Origin of the sequence: Pseudomonas sp. BIGb0164, from assembly GCF_024810135.1 — a bacterium.
In the GTDB taxonomy this organism is placed as follows: Bacteria; Pseudomonadota; Gammaproteobacteria; order Pseudomonadales; family Pseudomonadaceae; genus Aquipseudomonas.
Genome location: NZ_JANUEA010000001.1, coordinates 518,951 through 532,849, shown reverse-complemented (window position 1 = coordinate 532,849; position 13,899 = coordinate 518,951). Strand labels below are relative to the sequence as shown.

The following is a 13,899-nucleotide window of genomic DNA, read 5'->3' as shown; positions in this document are numbered from 1 at the left end:
AGCAAATGCACACCCACCGTGGACGCGGTAGTGGTTAAACCTCTCTTTCTCTTGCGGATTCAGCCCCATGACATTGCGCCTGTTGCCAGCCTGCCTGCTGTTCGCCTGCACGCTCACCCACGCTGCCGAGAACCCGGTTCCACAACCGGTGGCAGAGCAGGTTGGGCGCTTGGTCGAATTGCTCAAGGACGGTTTTGCCAGCGGTTACCCCGAGGCCACCCAGGTGCAGGACTTGAACGTGGGCACGGCCGACCAGCTCACCCTGGCCGTCTTCACCGTCGAAGGCTTCGACAAGGGCAATACCTACCGTCAATACATTGCGGCCTTTACACCCTCCGTAACGGAAGATGACCAGGAGCACTACACGCTGGTGGACGTGATGCACATCGGCGGCGATGGCTGGCGCGCCGTCGAAACACTGGACGCCAAGTGGGTGAAGGACCCGGCGCACAAGCGAGCGCTCATCGACATCCCCGTGATGGAAAACGCTTCGGGGGATTCCCCCAACTTTCCCAGCCAACCGGGCGTGATTCACCTGGCCCTGATCGGCGAGGAATCCAAGCGTTTTGTTGAGAAAGACTGAAGCACCTGAACTACGCTGCACCCAAGCGATCGTATCTCGATCAATGAAACCGGCGACGGGGCACTATGGATAAGCGGCTGGCGGGTCTTTCGTTTTTGCTGACACTGGGATGGGTCAGCGCGGTTGCGTTTGTGATGTGGTTTTTTGGCAAGACGTAGCCTGGGGGGGACGTGGGCGTTGAAGGGTATCAATGAAACGCAACGATGGCGCCCGATAGGGAGGGCCTTATGCCCAATCTAGAAATGGTCAGGCGCAAATTCGAGTGGTTGATTGGCGTTCGCGCAGTCGAACGGAGTTTCATCGACAATCTTGAGCATGAACTGGGCATGACGCTTCCCCAAACCTTTAAATCTGTCGCAAATTTTTTTGATGGCAGTGGTATTTACGTCCTGCCGTTGCATCAAATCGGGTATCAGTCGCCAACGAATGTCCTCAGTGAAACCCAGCGCCTGAGAAAATATGGTGAGCTTTCATCCCGTTACCTTGTGCTCGGGGAGCCCACTGAGAGCCTGATTGTGATGGACTGTGACTCCACATCGGGACGCGTGCTCTGGTGTGATGCAACTGACGTGTGTCGTCTTGGCAAGGAACCATTGCTGAGAGAGCCTGATAGCTGGGCGTCTTACCTGGATTTTGTTGAGTATCTGGTAACACAGGAAGAGGCTGAACAAGGATAGAAGCACGCAACCTGATAGCGCTGCTCAGCATTCAAGCTGTAACCCAGCCCTGCTGACAGTCACTCGGGCAGCTCACGCCTGACGCGAGTGACGTCCGCATCTGGCGTAAATTATAGCTGATGCAATCTGCCGCTGACTTAGGCGTACCGTTGGAAAATTTTCGAGATGATTTTCCACTGACCCTCTATTTTGAGCAGTGAAAGAAAGTCGTGGAAGCTCGCACCCAAAACGTCATTCTCCATGTCCACGCGCACCACTGCGGCTGTGGGTGCGATAGCCAAAATATCCAGACGACTGCGAGCGTTGGGTGAGGCACCCAGTGAATTGAAGAAGCTTGCGAATACCGGAACAGCGGGACCTTGAAGCAACTCATCGCCGCTGTAGCCCCACATGATCGCATCGTTGTGGAAGGCCTTCTCAATTCCAGCGATATCACCGGAGCGATAGCCGTCTATATAAGCTTGTGCTGCCTGAATCACATCATCGTACTCAGTGGTGGCGACTGGTTTTATATACGAAGTCATGTTTAACCCTCGAAAGCTACTTAGCGAAATGTGCAAATTTATTGGCCTCGCAGAGCCACAGACGGCGATCACCACAATGGTTGTTATAGCGAGTGCTCGCCCCTGGGTGATTGGACCAAACCATGGGTGATTCGTAGTGTTCTACTTTTCCGACGGCGAACGTGTCACGGCGAGCATTACAACCGTCGCCGATGGTGTTCGTGCCAGCAACTTTACGTAGGAGTCTGGTAAACGAAAACGACGTTTTTCCCTCACTTTAGGCCAAGAAATCTAACTCCCAAGCACCATCAAGAACGCCAGGCTTCGTGGCGTTACACTAGGGTTCCCGGCAACCGGGGGCTGAACGCTGGAGCTGAATTGCGATGTACCGAATTGGATTTTTTGTCTGCACTGGCCACGATGCCCTCGATCTTGCAGGGCCATTATCTGCATTCAACCAAGTGGCGACGGCTGAAGGTTATAAGCCGTATGAGCTTCGCGTCGTATCGCGTTTCGGAGGGCTGGTTATTGGCAATTCCGGCCTTCCGGTCGATACCACTCCGGTCGGTAAGGATATGTTTGACACCGTGATTTTTGTGGGGGGTGAAGTCGAACCCATGCTGACATCAGAAAATGTCGCTGCAGCAAGGCAACTAATCGTTAACGCATCGCGAGTCGCAAGCGTGTGCACGGGTGCGTTCTTGCTGGCAGAGACCGGCCTGTTGAACGATCGGCGGGCTACGACGCACTGGCACCACACTGCACAACTGCAATCGCGTTACCCCCGCATCAACGTTGAAGGGGACATTATTTTTATAGAGGACGGACACGTCTGGACCTCAGCGGGCATTGCTTCCGGGATCGATCTGGCGCTCGCTATGATTGAGAAAGACAGGGGGGCGAATGTAGCGCGCGATGTCTCCAGGTTGCTGGTCGTTCCCTACCGCCGACCTGGTCGCCAGTCGCAAATTTCCGCGATGTCGCAAATGGAACCAGAGTCAGATCGCATCCGTATTGCGCTGAAATTCGCCAGAGAGCACTTGTCTGAGGCGTTACCCATTGAGCGACTCGCCGATGCGGCGAGATTGAGCTTGAGGCAATTTGGACGAGCATTCCGTCGAGAGACGGGAGAAACGCCAGCTAAAGCAGTAGAACGCTTACGCGTCGAAGCGGCGTGTTTACGTTTGCAAGAAGGCAGTGAGCCGATCGAGCAAGTTGCCCAGGCGGTGGGCTTTACTGACCCCGAACGGATGCGCAGGGCGTTTGTTCGGCTGCATGGATATTCACCGCAACATGTCCGCCGCGAGAACCGGTTGAGCGCAGAGGGGAGATCGCTCGATGGTGAGTGATGGACGGTAAAGCCCTCGCATGCAGGAATACGGGGCTTTTTTTGCCTGCCGATGACGTTACTCAGGAACCGACCGCCAAGAGAACAACGCTACGGAACTACAATTAGGTGGGAGCCCGTGTTGATAACCGTGCTCGGCGCGCCATATGTTCATTCGCGACGCTTACCGCTTCGTCGGTTCGCCCCCACAGCCCCTTTATCTGCGCAACGATTTCTGGTCGCGCGGTGCGTGGATTCCCCGAGGTCATTGTCGGCTGCGGGTCGTACTCAAGCACGAGTTGCGTAAATTCAGCCGCGTCCCGACCTTTGAGTTGCGCGATGACCAGCAGCGCAAAATCGATACCTGCCGTTACACCGCCACCTGTGATTCGGTTCCTGTCGACGCATACTCGTTCGTAGCTCGGTTCGATACCCAGTGCGATAAGGGGTTCGTAGAAAGGCCAATAAGTCGCTGCGCGGTAGCCCTCCAATAATCCCGCCATGGCAAGAAGTACAGAGCCTGTGCATACAGCGGTTACATAGGTGGCCGTCTTGCCTGCGCGAGCAATGAAATCGAGCAGCTCCTGGTCCTTCATGATTTCAGGCGTTCCTCCACCCCCAGCGACAAACAGCACGTCCAGGTTATCTGGAACGTCATCAAACGTGATCGTAGGGTTCAGGGTGACACCCATATCCGTAGGAACGGGCTCCAGGGTCTTCCAGATTATGTGAGTTTTGGCATGAAGGCCGAACGCCGTCTGTGGACCTGCCAAATCCTGCAGAGTGAAACCAGGAAAAATCACCATGCCAATCTGCAGTTGGCGCTCTTCACGCTTATCGCTCAGCTCATCAGACATTACCGTCTCCTCTCGTCGTAATTGACTAAAGCGTATTCCTGCTGGACGCTGTACGTGAGTGGCTTAAACGACATCAAACGATCGTTTTCTGCCAGCCATTTTGATTTTGAGAGCAGAGGTCCACGGCGTGCACAAGATTGCGGTGCTGGTATTGAATGATGTGGTGCCCTTGGACTTGGGTATCGCCTATCAGGTTTTTGCGTTGGCTTCTCAGGTCGATGGGAGCAACGCTTACGAGGTGGAGGTGTGCGCACCCGAGCGGACAATTCGGGCCGCTGGCTTTGATATGCAGGTGCGGTATGGCCTCGACCGTCTTGAACTAGCCCACACTGTTGTCATTCCAGGGTGTGAAGACCCGTTTGGAGTCGTTCCAGAAGCGGTAAGCATTGCTCTTCGCGAGGCACATACGCGGGGTGCACGGTTAGCGTCCATCTGCACGGGGGCTTTTATCTTGGCCGCGAGCGGTCTTCTTGGTGGCAAACGCGTCACGACGCACTGGCGTTTCGCCGAGGACTTGGCCAGGCTTTATCCAGAGATAAAAGTAGAACCTAATGTCCTATTTGTGGATGAAGGCAGCATCGTGACGTCGGCCGGCGCGTCAGCGGGATTAGATATGGGTTTGCATATCGTGCGACGCGACTTTGGTCAGGCTGTTGCGGCAAACACTGCCCGTCTGGTGGTCGCGCCACTGTATCGTGATGGCGGTCAGGCCCAATTTATTCGTCAGGAGCTTCCAGGTTCTCCAACCAGCTTAATGTCCTTGATCGAATGGATACGGGACAATTTGAACAGTCCGCATACGGTCGATAGCCTTGCCGCTCGCGCCAACATGAGCTCGCGTACCTTTGCTCGGCGATTTCAAGAACAGACCGGTACGACACCTTTACAGTGGCTTCTCACCGCTCGTATTGATCGAGCGCGTGAGCTGCTTGAGGAGAGCGAGACATCGATTGATCAAACGGCATTGCTTTCCGGATTCGGGTCTGCGGTGACCTTCCGGTCGCGGTTCCGAAAAGTCGTTGGCCTCACGCCAACGGAGTACCGTCGCCGTTTTAGTTCGGCTCGGCACGTTTGATGAACAGCGGCATACCTGGCCAGTAGCAAACAACGTCGATTTTCTTTTGACCCAGTGTTTTTGGCCGACACAAAAAAGCCCGCGCTTGGCGGGCTTGAGTCGAGCACTGGGAGTCGCGCTTATGCAGGCAAGTGCAAATCGCCACGATGGACTATGTGCACTTTATTGCCATCCGGGTCACGTAGGTACGCGCCATAATAGCCGTCGCCATAATGCGCGCGTGGCCCTGGTTCACCCGCATCAACACCGCCAGCACGAAGGCCTGCGGCGTAGGCTGCGTCGACAGAGTCTGGATGTGGCGCGCAGAAAGCCACCATGCTGCCATTTCCCGCGACGGCCTCTTTGAGGTCGTAAGGGCAGTAAACATAAAAGCGCGGCAGGGGGCTGTTGGGGTTAACCCAGCATGCGGCAAGAGGCCCTCCATCAGGTGTTACAACCCGACGGCAAAGTCCCAGAGGGATCAGCACCGCGTCATAGAAGGTAGCGGCTTTATCAAGATCGTTTGTCCCAACGGTTACGTGACTGAACATCCTGTGTTCCTACTGACGAAGGCGAGGGGCTATCGTGTCATTTTGTAGGGTGGCGCGTATAGCCGTCGTTGTGCGGTCCGGGGGAGGAGATTCTCGGCCATGCAAATCATTGGTAAAGAAAAACCTGCGAGGCTCCAGGCTGTTCAAAATCCGCATCAGGAAAACCAACCATAGCCAGGGCACTTCATTGCTCGGAGGCGATGCAACAGCGCCAGTGCTTCTGGAAAGTGATAATCCGAGGCGATGAGCGTGGAGCGCTGTGCGTATTGCAGGGCGTCCTCAGCCCGCTGGATGTCTGCGAGTCGCTTGAAATTACGACATTGCTGTAGACGTTCAGCTTCCGTAACGGGCATTGGAAAGGCATCGATCTGTTTTTCATACTCGGTTTTTTCTTTTGGCGTGCTGAAGCAGCCGGAGACAAAAAGCGGCGCGACTACAAGTGCAGCGACCCGAAAGGCATTCATCACCACATTCCTTTGTGAACACGAGCGCTACTCAGCTCGCGATATCTCGATTTGGCCTGTCATCCAGGCACATGGGCCTGGAACGCAGGCGGATCAGTAAAACTTTTCCAGCGCCAGCACAACTACGCCAACCATCTGACAGTTCTCATCCACTGCCTCAATAGGATAACTCGGGTTCAGCGGCTTCAGGAACAGCCGGCCACCGTCATCGAGTCACCTTTCACCGTCAGCCAGAGAGCAGGACCCTTGGAGTCGTATTCCGAAAACTCGCAGGTGTCCGAGATTCCAACCGGACGGGCCCCAAGTCTTCCGCCCACGCGCTGGCGGCAACCCAACTGCCGTTCCATTGGTGGAGTGAAAACGGGTTTTTCAGCAGAGCGCATTCCATGCTGCTCGCCGTTGCGCCGCAGGTGATGCCTTGCACGCACGGCTGAACGCACAGTTGTGCCGCTGGTTCCGGCGCATCAACAACTACGGCACCGCATATAAGGCAGAGTGGAGGAGGGACACGCGGAAGAATCCCGACCGCCACTTAATCTACACCGATCGAGTCAGTGAGTAATGGAGACAGCGCCGGCGTGTCGGTGATGTCGGGAATCTGAGGGCATTGTCAGCCTAATTTCTCTGCGCGGTGTTGACCAGGTGTTTGATACTGATCAGTATCTGCGGCCTGCCGTGAGTTTTTGTCAGGCTGTTTTACTCAGTGCAATTATTAAGTGTGGCTTGATTTTTCTTCTTTGGGAGCATGGCGGTAATGGAGCAATACTTGAAAGATGGACTGCGGAATTTAATCGGAAATGCTGCCAGGAAAGTTAATCGGACAGGCTTTAGTCAAGAGCCAAATTATACCGCTGCTTTTTTTGGGAAGCTTCACGATGAGGCAGTTATAAATCCGTTGACTGGTAAGTTCGTAAATCTACATACTTCAATATCCAACGATCGTGGGCCCGGTTCTGCAGAGTCAGTCACCGGTGTAGATATCGGGTTGGTGTTTCAATGGGTAGATGAGAACGGTCTTGCGTACGAGAAAGCAATTCTTATGCAGGCAAAAAATGATGTCGCAACGCTCAACAGTACCGAGAAATCGAAACTTTTCGAGCAATGCGACAAGATGGCAAATATCTCATCAAGTTTTGTCGTAATGGATTGCCCATTCGACGGCTCAATTCCTCAGGTATTTCGCACTAAGAAGCCTGACGCTTTGGTTGAGCCTTCGATATGTCTCGCAGACTACTTGATTGATTTTGTTTTTCCATGTACTCAAGGCGATGATGATAGGAAAGTGGTAGAAATTGCCAAACGCGCAGACAGAAGCGTGACATTGACGACTAATACACCTAAACCTAAAAATATTTTGAAGAAGCGTAGAAAAAATACGCCTTGACGGAATGCCTGAAGTATTGACGTCAGGGGGGGGTAACTAAGTGCCAGAAATGGGTATGTAGTAATTTGAGCTTGACCTCGATGGGGTAATCCAACGAGGGACTGACCACCGCCGCCCTCATCCCCACTCGGGGCGATTTTCCCACCACTGACCCAATAAATATGGCACCAAGATTGACGGTATTTTGTGGATTGGTATTTCGTCTTACCCATTTCACGCCATTCGTGTTCGTGGAGCTTTCTTTTGGGAAGAGGGCCGGCATGGTGTACACATGGATACGTATGGTTCTACCCACACGCTTATTCTTGTTGGTCGGAGAAACAAATGGCCTACAGATCGAACGCGGAAATGCGAACGTGACTGGATTCAGAGCCAACGGAAACGAAGGAGTTGCAGTGTTCCTTTCAAATGACAACCACATCGTCGGGGGTAACGACCTGAGCGAGAATGATGTTTCTGGGTTTGGCTTCGCCGTAACCCCGACCATCACGCACGACGTAGGCAATTTGAAGGTTTGATTATTCGCTGCACCATGGATACGCTGCGCGCGATAAAAGGAGATTTCAGTGGGCGGTGGCAAGATTGAATTCGCGAACACACTCAGAGGCTTTGCAGCTCTTGCTGTGATAATTGCACATTATTTCGGCGTGTTCTGGGTTGCAAGGCCAACGGTGTCTGGCTTCATAAATGCGCCTGAGCTGCCAATAAATGAGTATGCAATACCGAACTATATCTCTCTTGTTAATTCCTTTCCGATATTCAATTTCGGGGCGTTTGGTGTCGCCTTGTTCTTTGTTATAAGTGGGTTTGTTATACCCTTTTCATTTAGGAAGGTTGGCGGATTTGCATTTTTAATAAATCGGGTGCTCCGGATTTTTCCAACCTATTTTGTTGGCTTTTCTGTGACTCTGTTGGCTGTGTACTGTTCGACCCTTTATTTTTCCGGGGTGTGGCCTTACACGAACAGTGAAATAGCTATCCACTACTTTCCAGGGCTAAGAGACTTGCTTTGGTCTAGAGATATAGACGGGATAGTCTGGACGCTAGAGGTTGAGTTGAAGTTTTATCTTGTGTGTGCGGCTTTTTATTTTCCTATTCGGCGTGGGTCGCTTTACATTTTCATCTTGCCTGTGCTGATTGCGGCTGCATCTGTCGTACTGTCCGGAAAACTTGAGCTGTGGGGGAGCACCGATGCGGGCCTGTACGTTAAAGCAATTGCCTTCGTGTACCCAGCGAAGTATCTGGTGTTCATGTTTATTGGCGTTGCTTTTCATTACATGAATGCAGGACGACTGCCTCACGCGGCAGGTTATTTCATTATTGGGGCGCTGTTCATTTTGTTTGCAGCACTGTGGTACAGCGGACCAACAAGCAATTCTTTCTACTTGGTGTGGAGCTATGCCGCCGCCTTGCTCGTTTTTTCTTTTGCATATGCCTTTCCGTCACTGTTCAAGGCAAATCCAGTATTCGACTTTTTTGCAAATATCAGCTACCCGCTCTACGTGATTCACGGCGTTGCTGGATATGCTGCTTTGCGCATACTTCTGGACCAGGGGGTAAAAGCTTGGATTTCTCTGATTATCGTCACCGGCTCATCTTTTGTACTGTCGTGGATAATCCACAAAGCCATTGAGTCACCATCCCAAGCGGTCGGGAAAAGGCTTGCGTCACTTCTAGCCCGCCCTGGATCATCAGAATTGCAGATGCCTGCACGCAGCTGATACCGCAGCGACTCGCTCACTGCTATTTCAAAATAGCTGGCTTGGCATACGAGAGGAGCTATCAGGCTTTGAGTATCAGAACTGTAGCTCGGTGAGTTTTCTCAATTCTCCCTGCAACCGCTGATTCTCCCTGACTCCCTGAACAGCTGATCGAGCTATCGGTTTGATGCGATTTGAAGCGACGAGCTATAAGAGGTTGGGGTTTTGTGTCAGTTCGGCAGGACGCCGTAAGGCAGAAGTTGCGGAACAGCTCGATAAATTGCAGAGCGCAAAAGATAAGGGCCTGCACGACGTTCATCATGCAAGCCCTTGATATCTATGGTGCCCGAAGCCGGAATCGAACCGGCACGCCCTTACGAGCGGGGGATTTTAAGTCCCATGCGTCTACCAGTTTCGCCATTCGGGCGGTAGCGCGGTGAAGCAGGGTTGGGAATATATAGACCCAGACGCTTCGACGCAAGGTCGGGGGGCGCCTTTCTTGTACAAATGCCCGGCTGAAAAAGCTCGATAGATCAGTGATCTACGGATAAATCTTGGCGCAATGCCGAGGAATCTTACAGCACGGGAACAAGATCCCAAAATCCCAGTCATAGCGATATGCCATCCCGGCAGTCATGAAAGGAATCTGTTGATGCACAGTGTTCGCAAGCCTTCTTTGGTCATTGCTGCAAGCGTATTGGGGTTGCTGGCCGCCTTTGGTGTGACGACGGCGCAGGCGGGTGATGTGCAATGGGGAAGTTTCGGTTCAGGCAGTAGCGACAAGCTCACCACCAGCTCAACGGAGGGCGCCCACCGCGTGCTGTCCACCACCGGTCTTTCGGTAAGTGATCTCGAAAAAATGCGCGATGGCCAAAAGAGCGATCATGAAGAGCTGCAGCGGCTCAAGAGCAAGCTGGACGAGCAGGCGAAGTATTTCGAGGAGTTCAAGCGTAAGAACGGCTCAAGTTCCAGCACCAGCGACAGCCAATTATCCGACTTGAAGCGCACCGTGGCCGATCAGAAAAACACCATCGACAAGCTCAAAAGCGAAGTGGATGACCTCAAACGCAATTCAAGCTCCAGTTCCAATTCCAGCTCCAGCGAACTGTCGCGGCTCAAGAGCGATGTCAGTGATCAGAAGCGCAGTATCGACGACCAGAAACGCAGCCTGGATGACCTCAAACGCAGCCTGGATACGTTGAGCAGCAAGGTGAAATAACCCGCCCTACAGACTGGCGCCTGCAAGCAGCAGGCGCCTTTTCTGAGCCGGTTATACGAACGGCTGGCCGCTGAAACCCCGTGGCAAACGCTGCAGCCCGGGCAGGTCGGTCAGGCGTTGTGTCCAGGCACTGCGCCGGTCACTGGCGGTGTGGGTCTTGGCTTTGCGCGCAGCGCGGCGAGCGGCATTGCGCTGGGTGCGGCGCGCTTCTTTGTAGGCATCGGTGTTGCGGCAGGTACGGCATTTGACACGGTTCAGCTCGGTACTGGACGTGAGGTTGTTACCGTGATGGCCGCAGGCTAAATGCCCGGCGACCTTGAAGTGAGTGACCATGTAAGCGTCTCCTTCTTATGGGGGTACGCACAGCCCGGCAGGGCGGGTGTACGTGAGCAGGGCGGGACAATTTCTCCCGGCGCCTTACAGTTACGACCTTACGCGACGTGCAGCGTTCGGTTTTGTTATCACCGGGGTTCACGCTACCCTGAGGCGTCAACAATCATAAAAAGGAATGGATAATGAGCGTCGAACACCAGCCGCTGGAAGGCAGTTGCCGCTGCAACCGGGTGCGTTTCAGCGTGATTTTGCCACCAGTGATCACCATGGCCTGCCACTGCACCGGCTGCCAGAAGATGACCTCCAGCGCGTTCTCCCTCAGTGCGCTGATTCCCGCCAGTGGTTTTACCGTGACCCAAGGCTGCCCGGTGATGGGCGGGCTGCACGGCGTGGACCGCCATTATTGCTGCCCGCACTGCATGAGCTGGCTGTTTACCCGTCCCCATGGCATCGATGAGTTCGTCAACGTGCGTGCGACCTTGCTGGACAACGCCGGCGCCTACGTACCCTTCATGGAAACCTGGACCAGCGAAAAACTGCCTTGGGCCTCCACACCCGCCGTCGAAAGTTTTGCGCAGTTGCCTCAGCCACACGATTTCCCGCGATTGATGCAGGCCTACGCCGAATTCAACGCGGGCTGAATTCAGTCGATCAGCGCCAGCAGGTCGGTATCGCCGACGTCCACGCCGGCCTGGGTCAGCAACGTGGTGGCCTGGCCCCGGTGGTGGGTCTGGTGATTGAAAAAATGCACCAGCAGGCTGAAGAACGGTTTGTCCGCGGCCACGCCACGCATGTTGCGGTAATGCAGGCGGTGATCCAGGTCGGCTTCACGCAGCGTGTGAGCCCAGTCGATGATGAGTTCGTCCAGCCAGGTTCGACGGGCGCCAAGCTCGCGGAGATCGGCGAAGGCCAATTGTTTCAGGTTTGTGGGCATGGCCAGGTCGCTCAACGGAGCCAGCACGATGAAGCCTGAAGGATGCTGGACAAAGCGCTTGAGCCATACGGTGTCGCCCAGGGTAAGGTGGTTCAGCGTGCCGAGGATCGAGCCGAAAAATGCCTGCCGGTCCATCGCCAGCTCAGCGTCCGTCAATGTGGCGGCCGCGTCGTAGACCTTGCGGTTCATCCACTGGTTGTAGCGGGCCATCAATGCGATGTGTTCGATACGGTTCACCTGCGTTCTCCCCAAGCGGCGCAATGGCGCCATCATAAGGCGTGCCCGCCCGGCGGTCATGGTATTCGCGCAATGGCGGGCTATGGTTGATGGACGCCTACATTGCACCCTGGGAGGGTGAAACCATGAACACCAGCGATCTTCTCGAACAACTGCTGCGCGCCGGGCAGCAGGGCGGCGGTGCCTCGGGTGGCGGCCTGGGTGGCTTGCTCGGCGGTTTGTTGAACGGCGCTGGCACCGGCACTGCGTCAGCCGGTGGTGGTGGCCTTGGCGGATTACTCGGAGGCCTCGGCGGCCTGTTGGGCGGTGCACCTTCGGGCAACGCGGCGCCCAATCGTTCTGGCGGGATGAACTACGCCGCGCTGGCGTCCCTCGGCATGGCGGCCTTCCAGGCCTATCAAGCGTGGCAGCGCCAGCAGGCGAGCGCACCGCAGCAAGCCTTCCAAACGGTCGACCAGTTGGACGGCCCCCAGGCCGAAGCCCATAGCCATGCGCTGTTGCGCGCACTGATCGCGGCGGCCAAGGCGGATGGCCGCATTGATGAACAAGAGCAGCAAATGATCGGCGCAGAGATCGGCAGGCATACCGATGACCCGCAATTGCAACAATGGCTCGACGCCGAAGTCGCCAAGCCACTGGATGCTGCCGATTTTGCCGAGTACGCCCATGACCCGGCGCTCGCCTCGGAGATTTACCTGGCCAGCGTGATGCTGGTGGACGACCAGCAGGACGCCGAGCGCAATTACCTCGACGACTTGGCCGCGCAGTTGCAGATCGACCCTCAGTTGCAACTGCACTTGGAGCAACAAGCCAAGGCTTAGAAGCGCACTGTGGCCCCCGTTGTCAGCCATTGGGCCCTGTCAGCGATCAGGCTGCGCCCGACCACGACATCCACGTCGACGAACTCACCCAAGTGAAAGCGTGGCCCGGCCTGCCAGGCCTGGTCACCGCCTGCCTGGCCGTAACGCTCGCCAATCAGGCTCAGCGCGGGTGCTACCTGGTATTCGAACCCGGTGCCCCAAGTCAGGCGGTGTTTCTGGTCGCCGTCGTTGTAGGCGTGGGTCCAGCCGGCGTTGAGGTTCAGGCGCAAGGCTTCTGCAGGTTGCCACGTCAGTGGAATGTTGAAATCGGCGCCGTCGAAGCTGTGCTGACGGTCCAGCGCAAAATGCGCCCCAGTCGACAAGGCCAGCTCAAGCCCCAGGTCTTTCTGTGTATAGACCTGGGCTTTGACTTGCGGGTTGACCTGAGTCTCGCCGCTGCTCGCCGTGTCTGCCCGCGAGAGCGCCGCCGTCCATTGCACCGTCGGCATGCCCGTAAAGGTACAGGCCGGTGACAGGGTCTGGTTGTGGGTGCTCCCGTCATGCCGGTTGGCGGTGAACCACGCGTCGACATTGCATTGCCCCGGATCGTTGATGGCGCCGTCGTCCACCACATAGGAGCCGCCCGCCGCATGGGCTTTCGAAAACAGGGCGATCAGCAAGATTAAACCCAGGGTCACGCCGATAAAGATCAAGTTACGTTGCAGTGCGCGCCGTTTGGCCGGTGGCAGCAGCAACAGGGTGTGGCGAGCGCCGCGATAGTGACGCGCACGGTATTTGGCGAACCCGTCCTGACGGTTCGGTGTGTGTTTTTTGTGCATGATGCACCTCGCTTGAATTCAGCTTTCTACTGTCAGCACCGAAATGCCACTGGCTTTGGCCTGGCAGACCAGTTCCGACGTGTCGTCGCCACCGGGGAGGGCGATAATCACGTCGGGGCGGCTGTCGGTCAGCATGAAATGGTTGCGCTGGCGTTCGGCCTGTTTGCCGTGGCGTTGCCAGTTGGGTGGGTAGCGCACCACGTCGATGCCGATTTCCCGCGCCCATTCCTCGATGTCGCTGCCCAGGAATTGGTTGCCGCCGTGGATCAATACCTGCACGGGGCGCAGGCGGTGGTAGGCGTCCAGCACTTGGCGGGACTTTTTGGTGTCGGCGTAATGACGACCTGCACAGATCAAGACGCGCATAAGGTAGTTCCTTGCATTGCAAACGCACCCCTGTAGGAGCCGGCTTGCCGGCAAAGGCGTCCTGTTGAACA

Annotated in this window: 17 protein-coding genes, 1 tRNA gene and 1 pseudogene; 9 read left to right on the top strand and 10 right to left on the bottom strand. The window is 55.4% G+C overall.

Going from position 1 to position 13,899, the window contains the following annotated elements; all coding sequences use genetic code 11:
• Positions 1-67: 67 nt before the first annotated feature.
• Positions 68-583, top strand: a complete 516-nt coding sequence (locus M2394_RS02255) for a hypothetical protein (RefSeq protein ID WP_259171466.1) — start codon at positions 68-70, stop codon at positions 581-583.
• A gap of 227 nt (positions 584-810) precedes the next feature.
• Positions 811-1,260: an SMI1/KNR4 family protein gene (locus M2394_RS02250; RefSeq protein ID WP_259171465.1), complete on the top strand. Its 450-nt coding sequence runs from the start codon at positions 811-813 to the stop codon at positions 1,258-1,260.
• 137 nt (positions 1,261-1,397) lie between these two features.
• Here M2394_RS02250 and M2394_RS02245 read toward each other — a convergent pair whose 3' ends face one another.
• Complete coding sequence (locus M2394_RS02245; RefSeq protein ID WP_259171464.1) at positions 1,398-1,784, bottom strand: nuclear transport factor 2 family protein; 387 nt, start codon at positions 1,782-1,784, stop codon at positions 1,398-1,400.
• A 362-nt stretch (positions 1,785-2,146) separates the two neighbouring features.
• On the opposite strand from M2394_RS02245, the gene M2394_RS02240 reads away from it, so the two are divergent.
• The gene (locus tag M2394_RS02240; protein WP_178920690.1) at positions 2,147-3,112 is read left to right on the top strand and encodes a GlxA family transcriptional regulator; all 966 of its coding nucleotides are present in this window, start codon (positions 2,147-2,149) and stop codon (positions 3,110-3,112) included.
• A 103-nt stretch (positions 3,113-3,215) separates the two neighbouring features.
• Here M2394_RS02240 and M2394_RS02235 read toward each other — a convergent pair whose 3' ends face one another.
• The gene (locus M2394_RS02235) at positions 3,216-3,947 is read right to left on the bottom strand and encodes a DJ-1/PfpI family protein (RefSeq protein WP_259171463.1); all 732 of its coding nucleotides are present in this window, start codon (positions 3,945-3,947) and stop codon (positions 3,216-3,218) included.
• A 127-nt stretch (positions 3,948-4,074) separates the two neighbouring features.
• On the opposite strand from M2394_RS02235, the gene M2394_RS02230 reads away from it, so the two are divergent.
• Positions 4,075-5,022 (top strand): helix-turn-helix domain-containing protein, encoded by a 948-nt coding sequence (locus tag M2394_RS02230; protein WP_259171462.1) that lies wholly within the window; start codon positions 4,075-4,077, stop codon positions 5,020-5,022.
• A gap of 119 nt (positions 5,023-5,141) precedes the next feature.
• Here the strand turns inward: M2394_RS02230 and M2394_RS02225 are convergent, their stop codons facing one another.
• From M2394_RS02225 to M2394_RS02215, 3 genes and pseudogenes are all read right to left on the bottom strand, one after another.
• Entirely contained in the window at positions 5,142-5,552 is a 411-nt protein-coding gene (locus tag M2394_RS02225; RefSeq protein ID WP_259171461.1) for a VOC family protein, read from the bottom strand.
• Positions 5,553-5,707: 155 nt separating this feature from the next.
• The gene (locus M2394_RS02220; protein ID WP_259171460.1) at positions 5,708-6,016 is read right to left on the bottom strand and encodes a hypothetical protein; all 309 of its coding nucleotides are present in this window, start codon (positions 6,014-6,016) and stop codon (positions 5,708-5,710) included.
• A 93-nt stretch (positions 6,017-6,109) separates the two neighbouring features.
• Positions 6,110-6,353 (bottom strand): annotated as a pseudogene (locus M2394_RS02215) (LexA family protein); the annotation flags it as partial.
• Between the two features lie 429 nt (positions 6,354-6,782).
• Here M2394_RS02215 and M2394_RS02210 point away from each other — a divergent pair.
• Positions 6,783-7,400, top strand: a complete 618-nt coding sequence (locus tag M2394_RS02210; protein WP_259171459.1) for a hypothetical protein — start codon at positions 6,783-6,785, stop codon at positions 7,398-7,400.
• Between the two features lie 566 nt (positions 7,401-7,966).
• A complete protein-coding gene (locus tag M2394_RS02205) occupies positions 7,967-9,121 on the top strand; it encodes an acyltransferase (RefSeq protein WP_259171458.1) in 1,155 nt (384 codons plus the stop codon).
• A 319-nt stretch (positions 9,122-9,440) separates the two neighbouring features.
• On the opposite strand, the gene M2394_RS02200 is transcribed toward M2394_RS02205, so the two are convergent.
• Positions 9,441-9,527: transfer RNA gene (locus M2394_RS02200), tRNA-Leu, on the bottom strand.
• Positions 9,528-9,752: 225 nt separating this feature from the next.
• Here M2394_RS02200 and M2394_RS02195 point away from each other — a divergent pair.
• A complete protein-coding gene (locus tag M2394_RS02195) occupies positions 9,753-10,319 on the top strand; it encodes a hypothetical protein (RefSeq protein ID WP_259171457.1) in 567 nt (188 codons plus the stop codon).
• A 51-nt stretch (positions 10,320-10,370) separates the two neighbouring features.
• Here the strand turns inward: M2394_RS02195 and M2394_RS02190 are convergent, their stop codons facing one another.
• Positions 10,371-10,652: a hypothetical protein gene (locus tag M2394_RS02190; protein WP_259171456.1), complete on the bottom strand. Its 282-nt coding sequence runs from the start codon at positions 10,650-10,652 to the stop codon at positions 10,371-10,373.
• 182 nt (positions 10,653-10,834) lie between these two features.
• Here M2394_RS02190 and M2394_RS02185 point away from each other — a divergent pair, with 182 nt between their 5' ends.
• Entirely contained in the window at positions 10,835-11,293 is a 459-nt protein-coding gene (locus tag M2394_RS02185) for a GFA family protein (RefSeq protein WP_259171455.1), read from the top strand.
• Between the two features lie 2 nt (positions 11,294-11,295).
• Here the strand turns inward: M2394_RS02185 and M2394_RS02180 are convergent, their stop codons facing one another.
• Positions 11,296-11,823 (bottom strand): DinB family protein, encoded by a 528-nt coding sequence (locus tag M2394_RS02180; RefSeq protein WP_259171454.1) that lies wholly within the window; start codon positions 11,821-11,823, stop codon positions 11,296-11,298.
• A 125-nt stretch (positions 11,824-11,948) separates the two neighbouring features.
• Here M2394_RS02180 and M2394_RS02175 point away from each other — a divergent pair, with 125 nt between their 5' ends.
• On the top strand, positions 11,949-12,644 hold the full coding sequence (locus M2394_RS02175; protein WP_259171453.1) for a tellurite resistance TerB family protein: 696 nt from the start codon (positions 11,949-11,951) through the stop codon (positions 12,642-12,644).
• Here the strand turns inward: M2394_RS02175 and M2394_RS02170 are convergent.
• A complete protein-coding gene (locus M2394_RS02170) occupies positions 12,641-13,462 on the bottom strand; it encodes a hypothetical protein (protein WP_259171452.1) in 822 nt (273 codons plus the stop codon). The two genes, M2394_RS02175 and M2394_RS02170, sit on opposite strands and share 4 nt — an antisense overlap.
• 18 nt (positions 13,463-13,480) lie before the next feature.
• The gene (locus M2394_RS02165; protein ID WP_176996002.1) at positions 13,481-13,828 is read right to left on the bottom strand and encodes a DUF2493 domain-containing protein; all 348 of its coding nucleotides are present in this window, start codon (positions 13,826-13,828) and stop codon (positions 13,481-13,483) included.
• Positions 13,829-13,899: the final 71 nt, after the last annotated feature.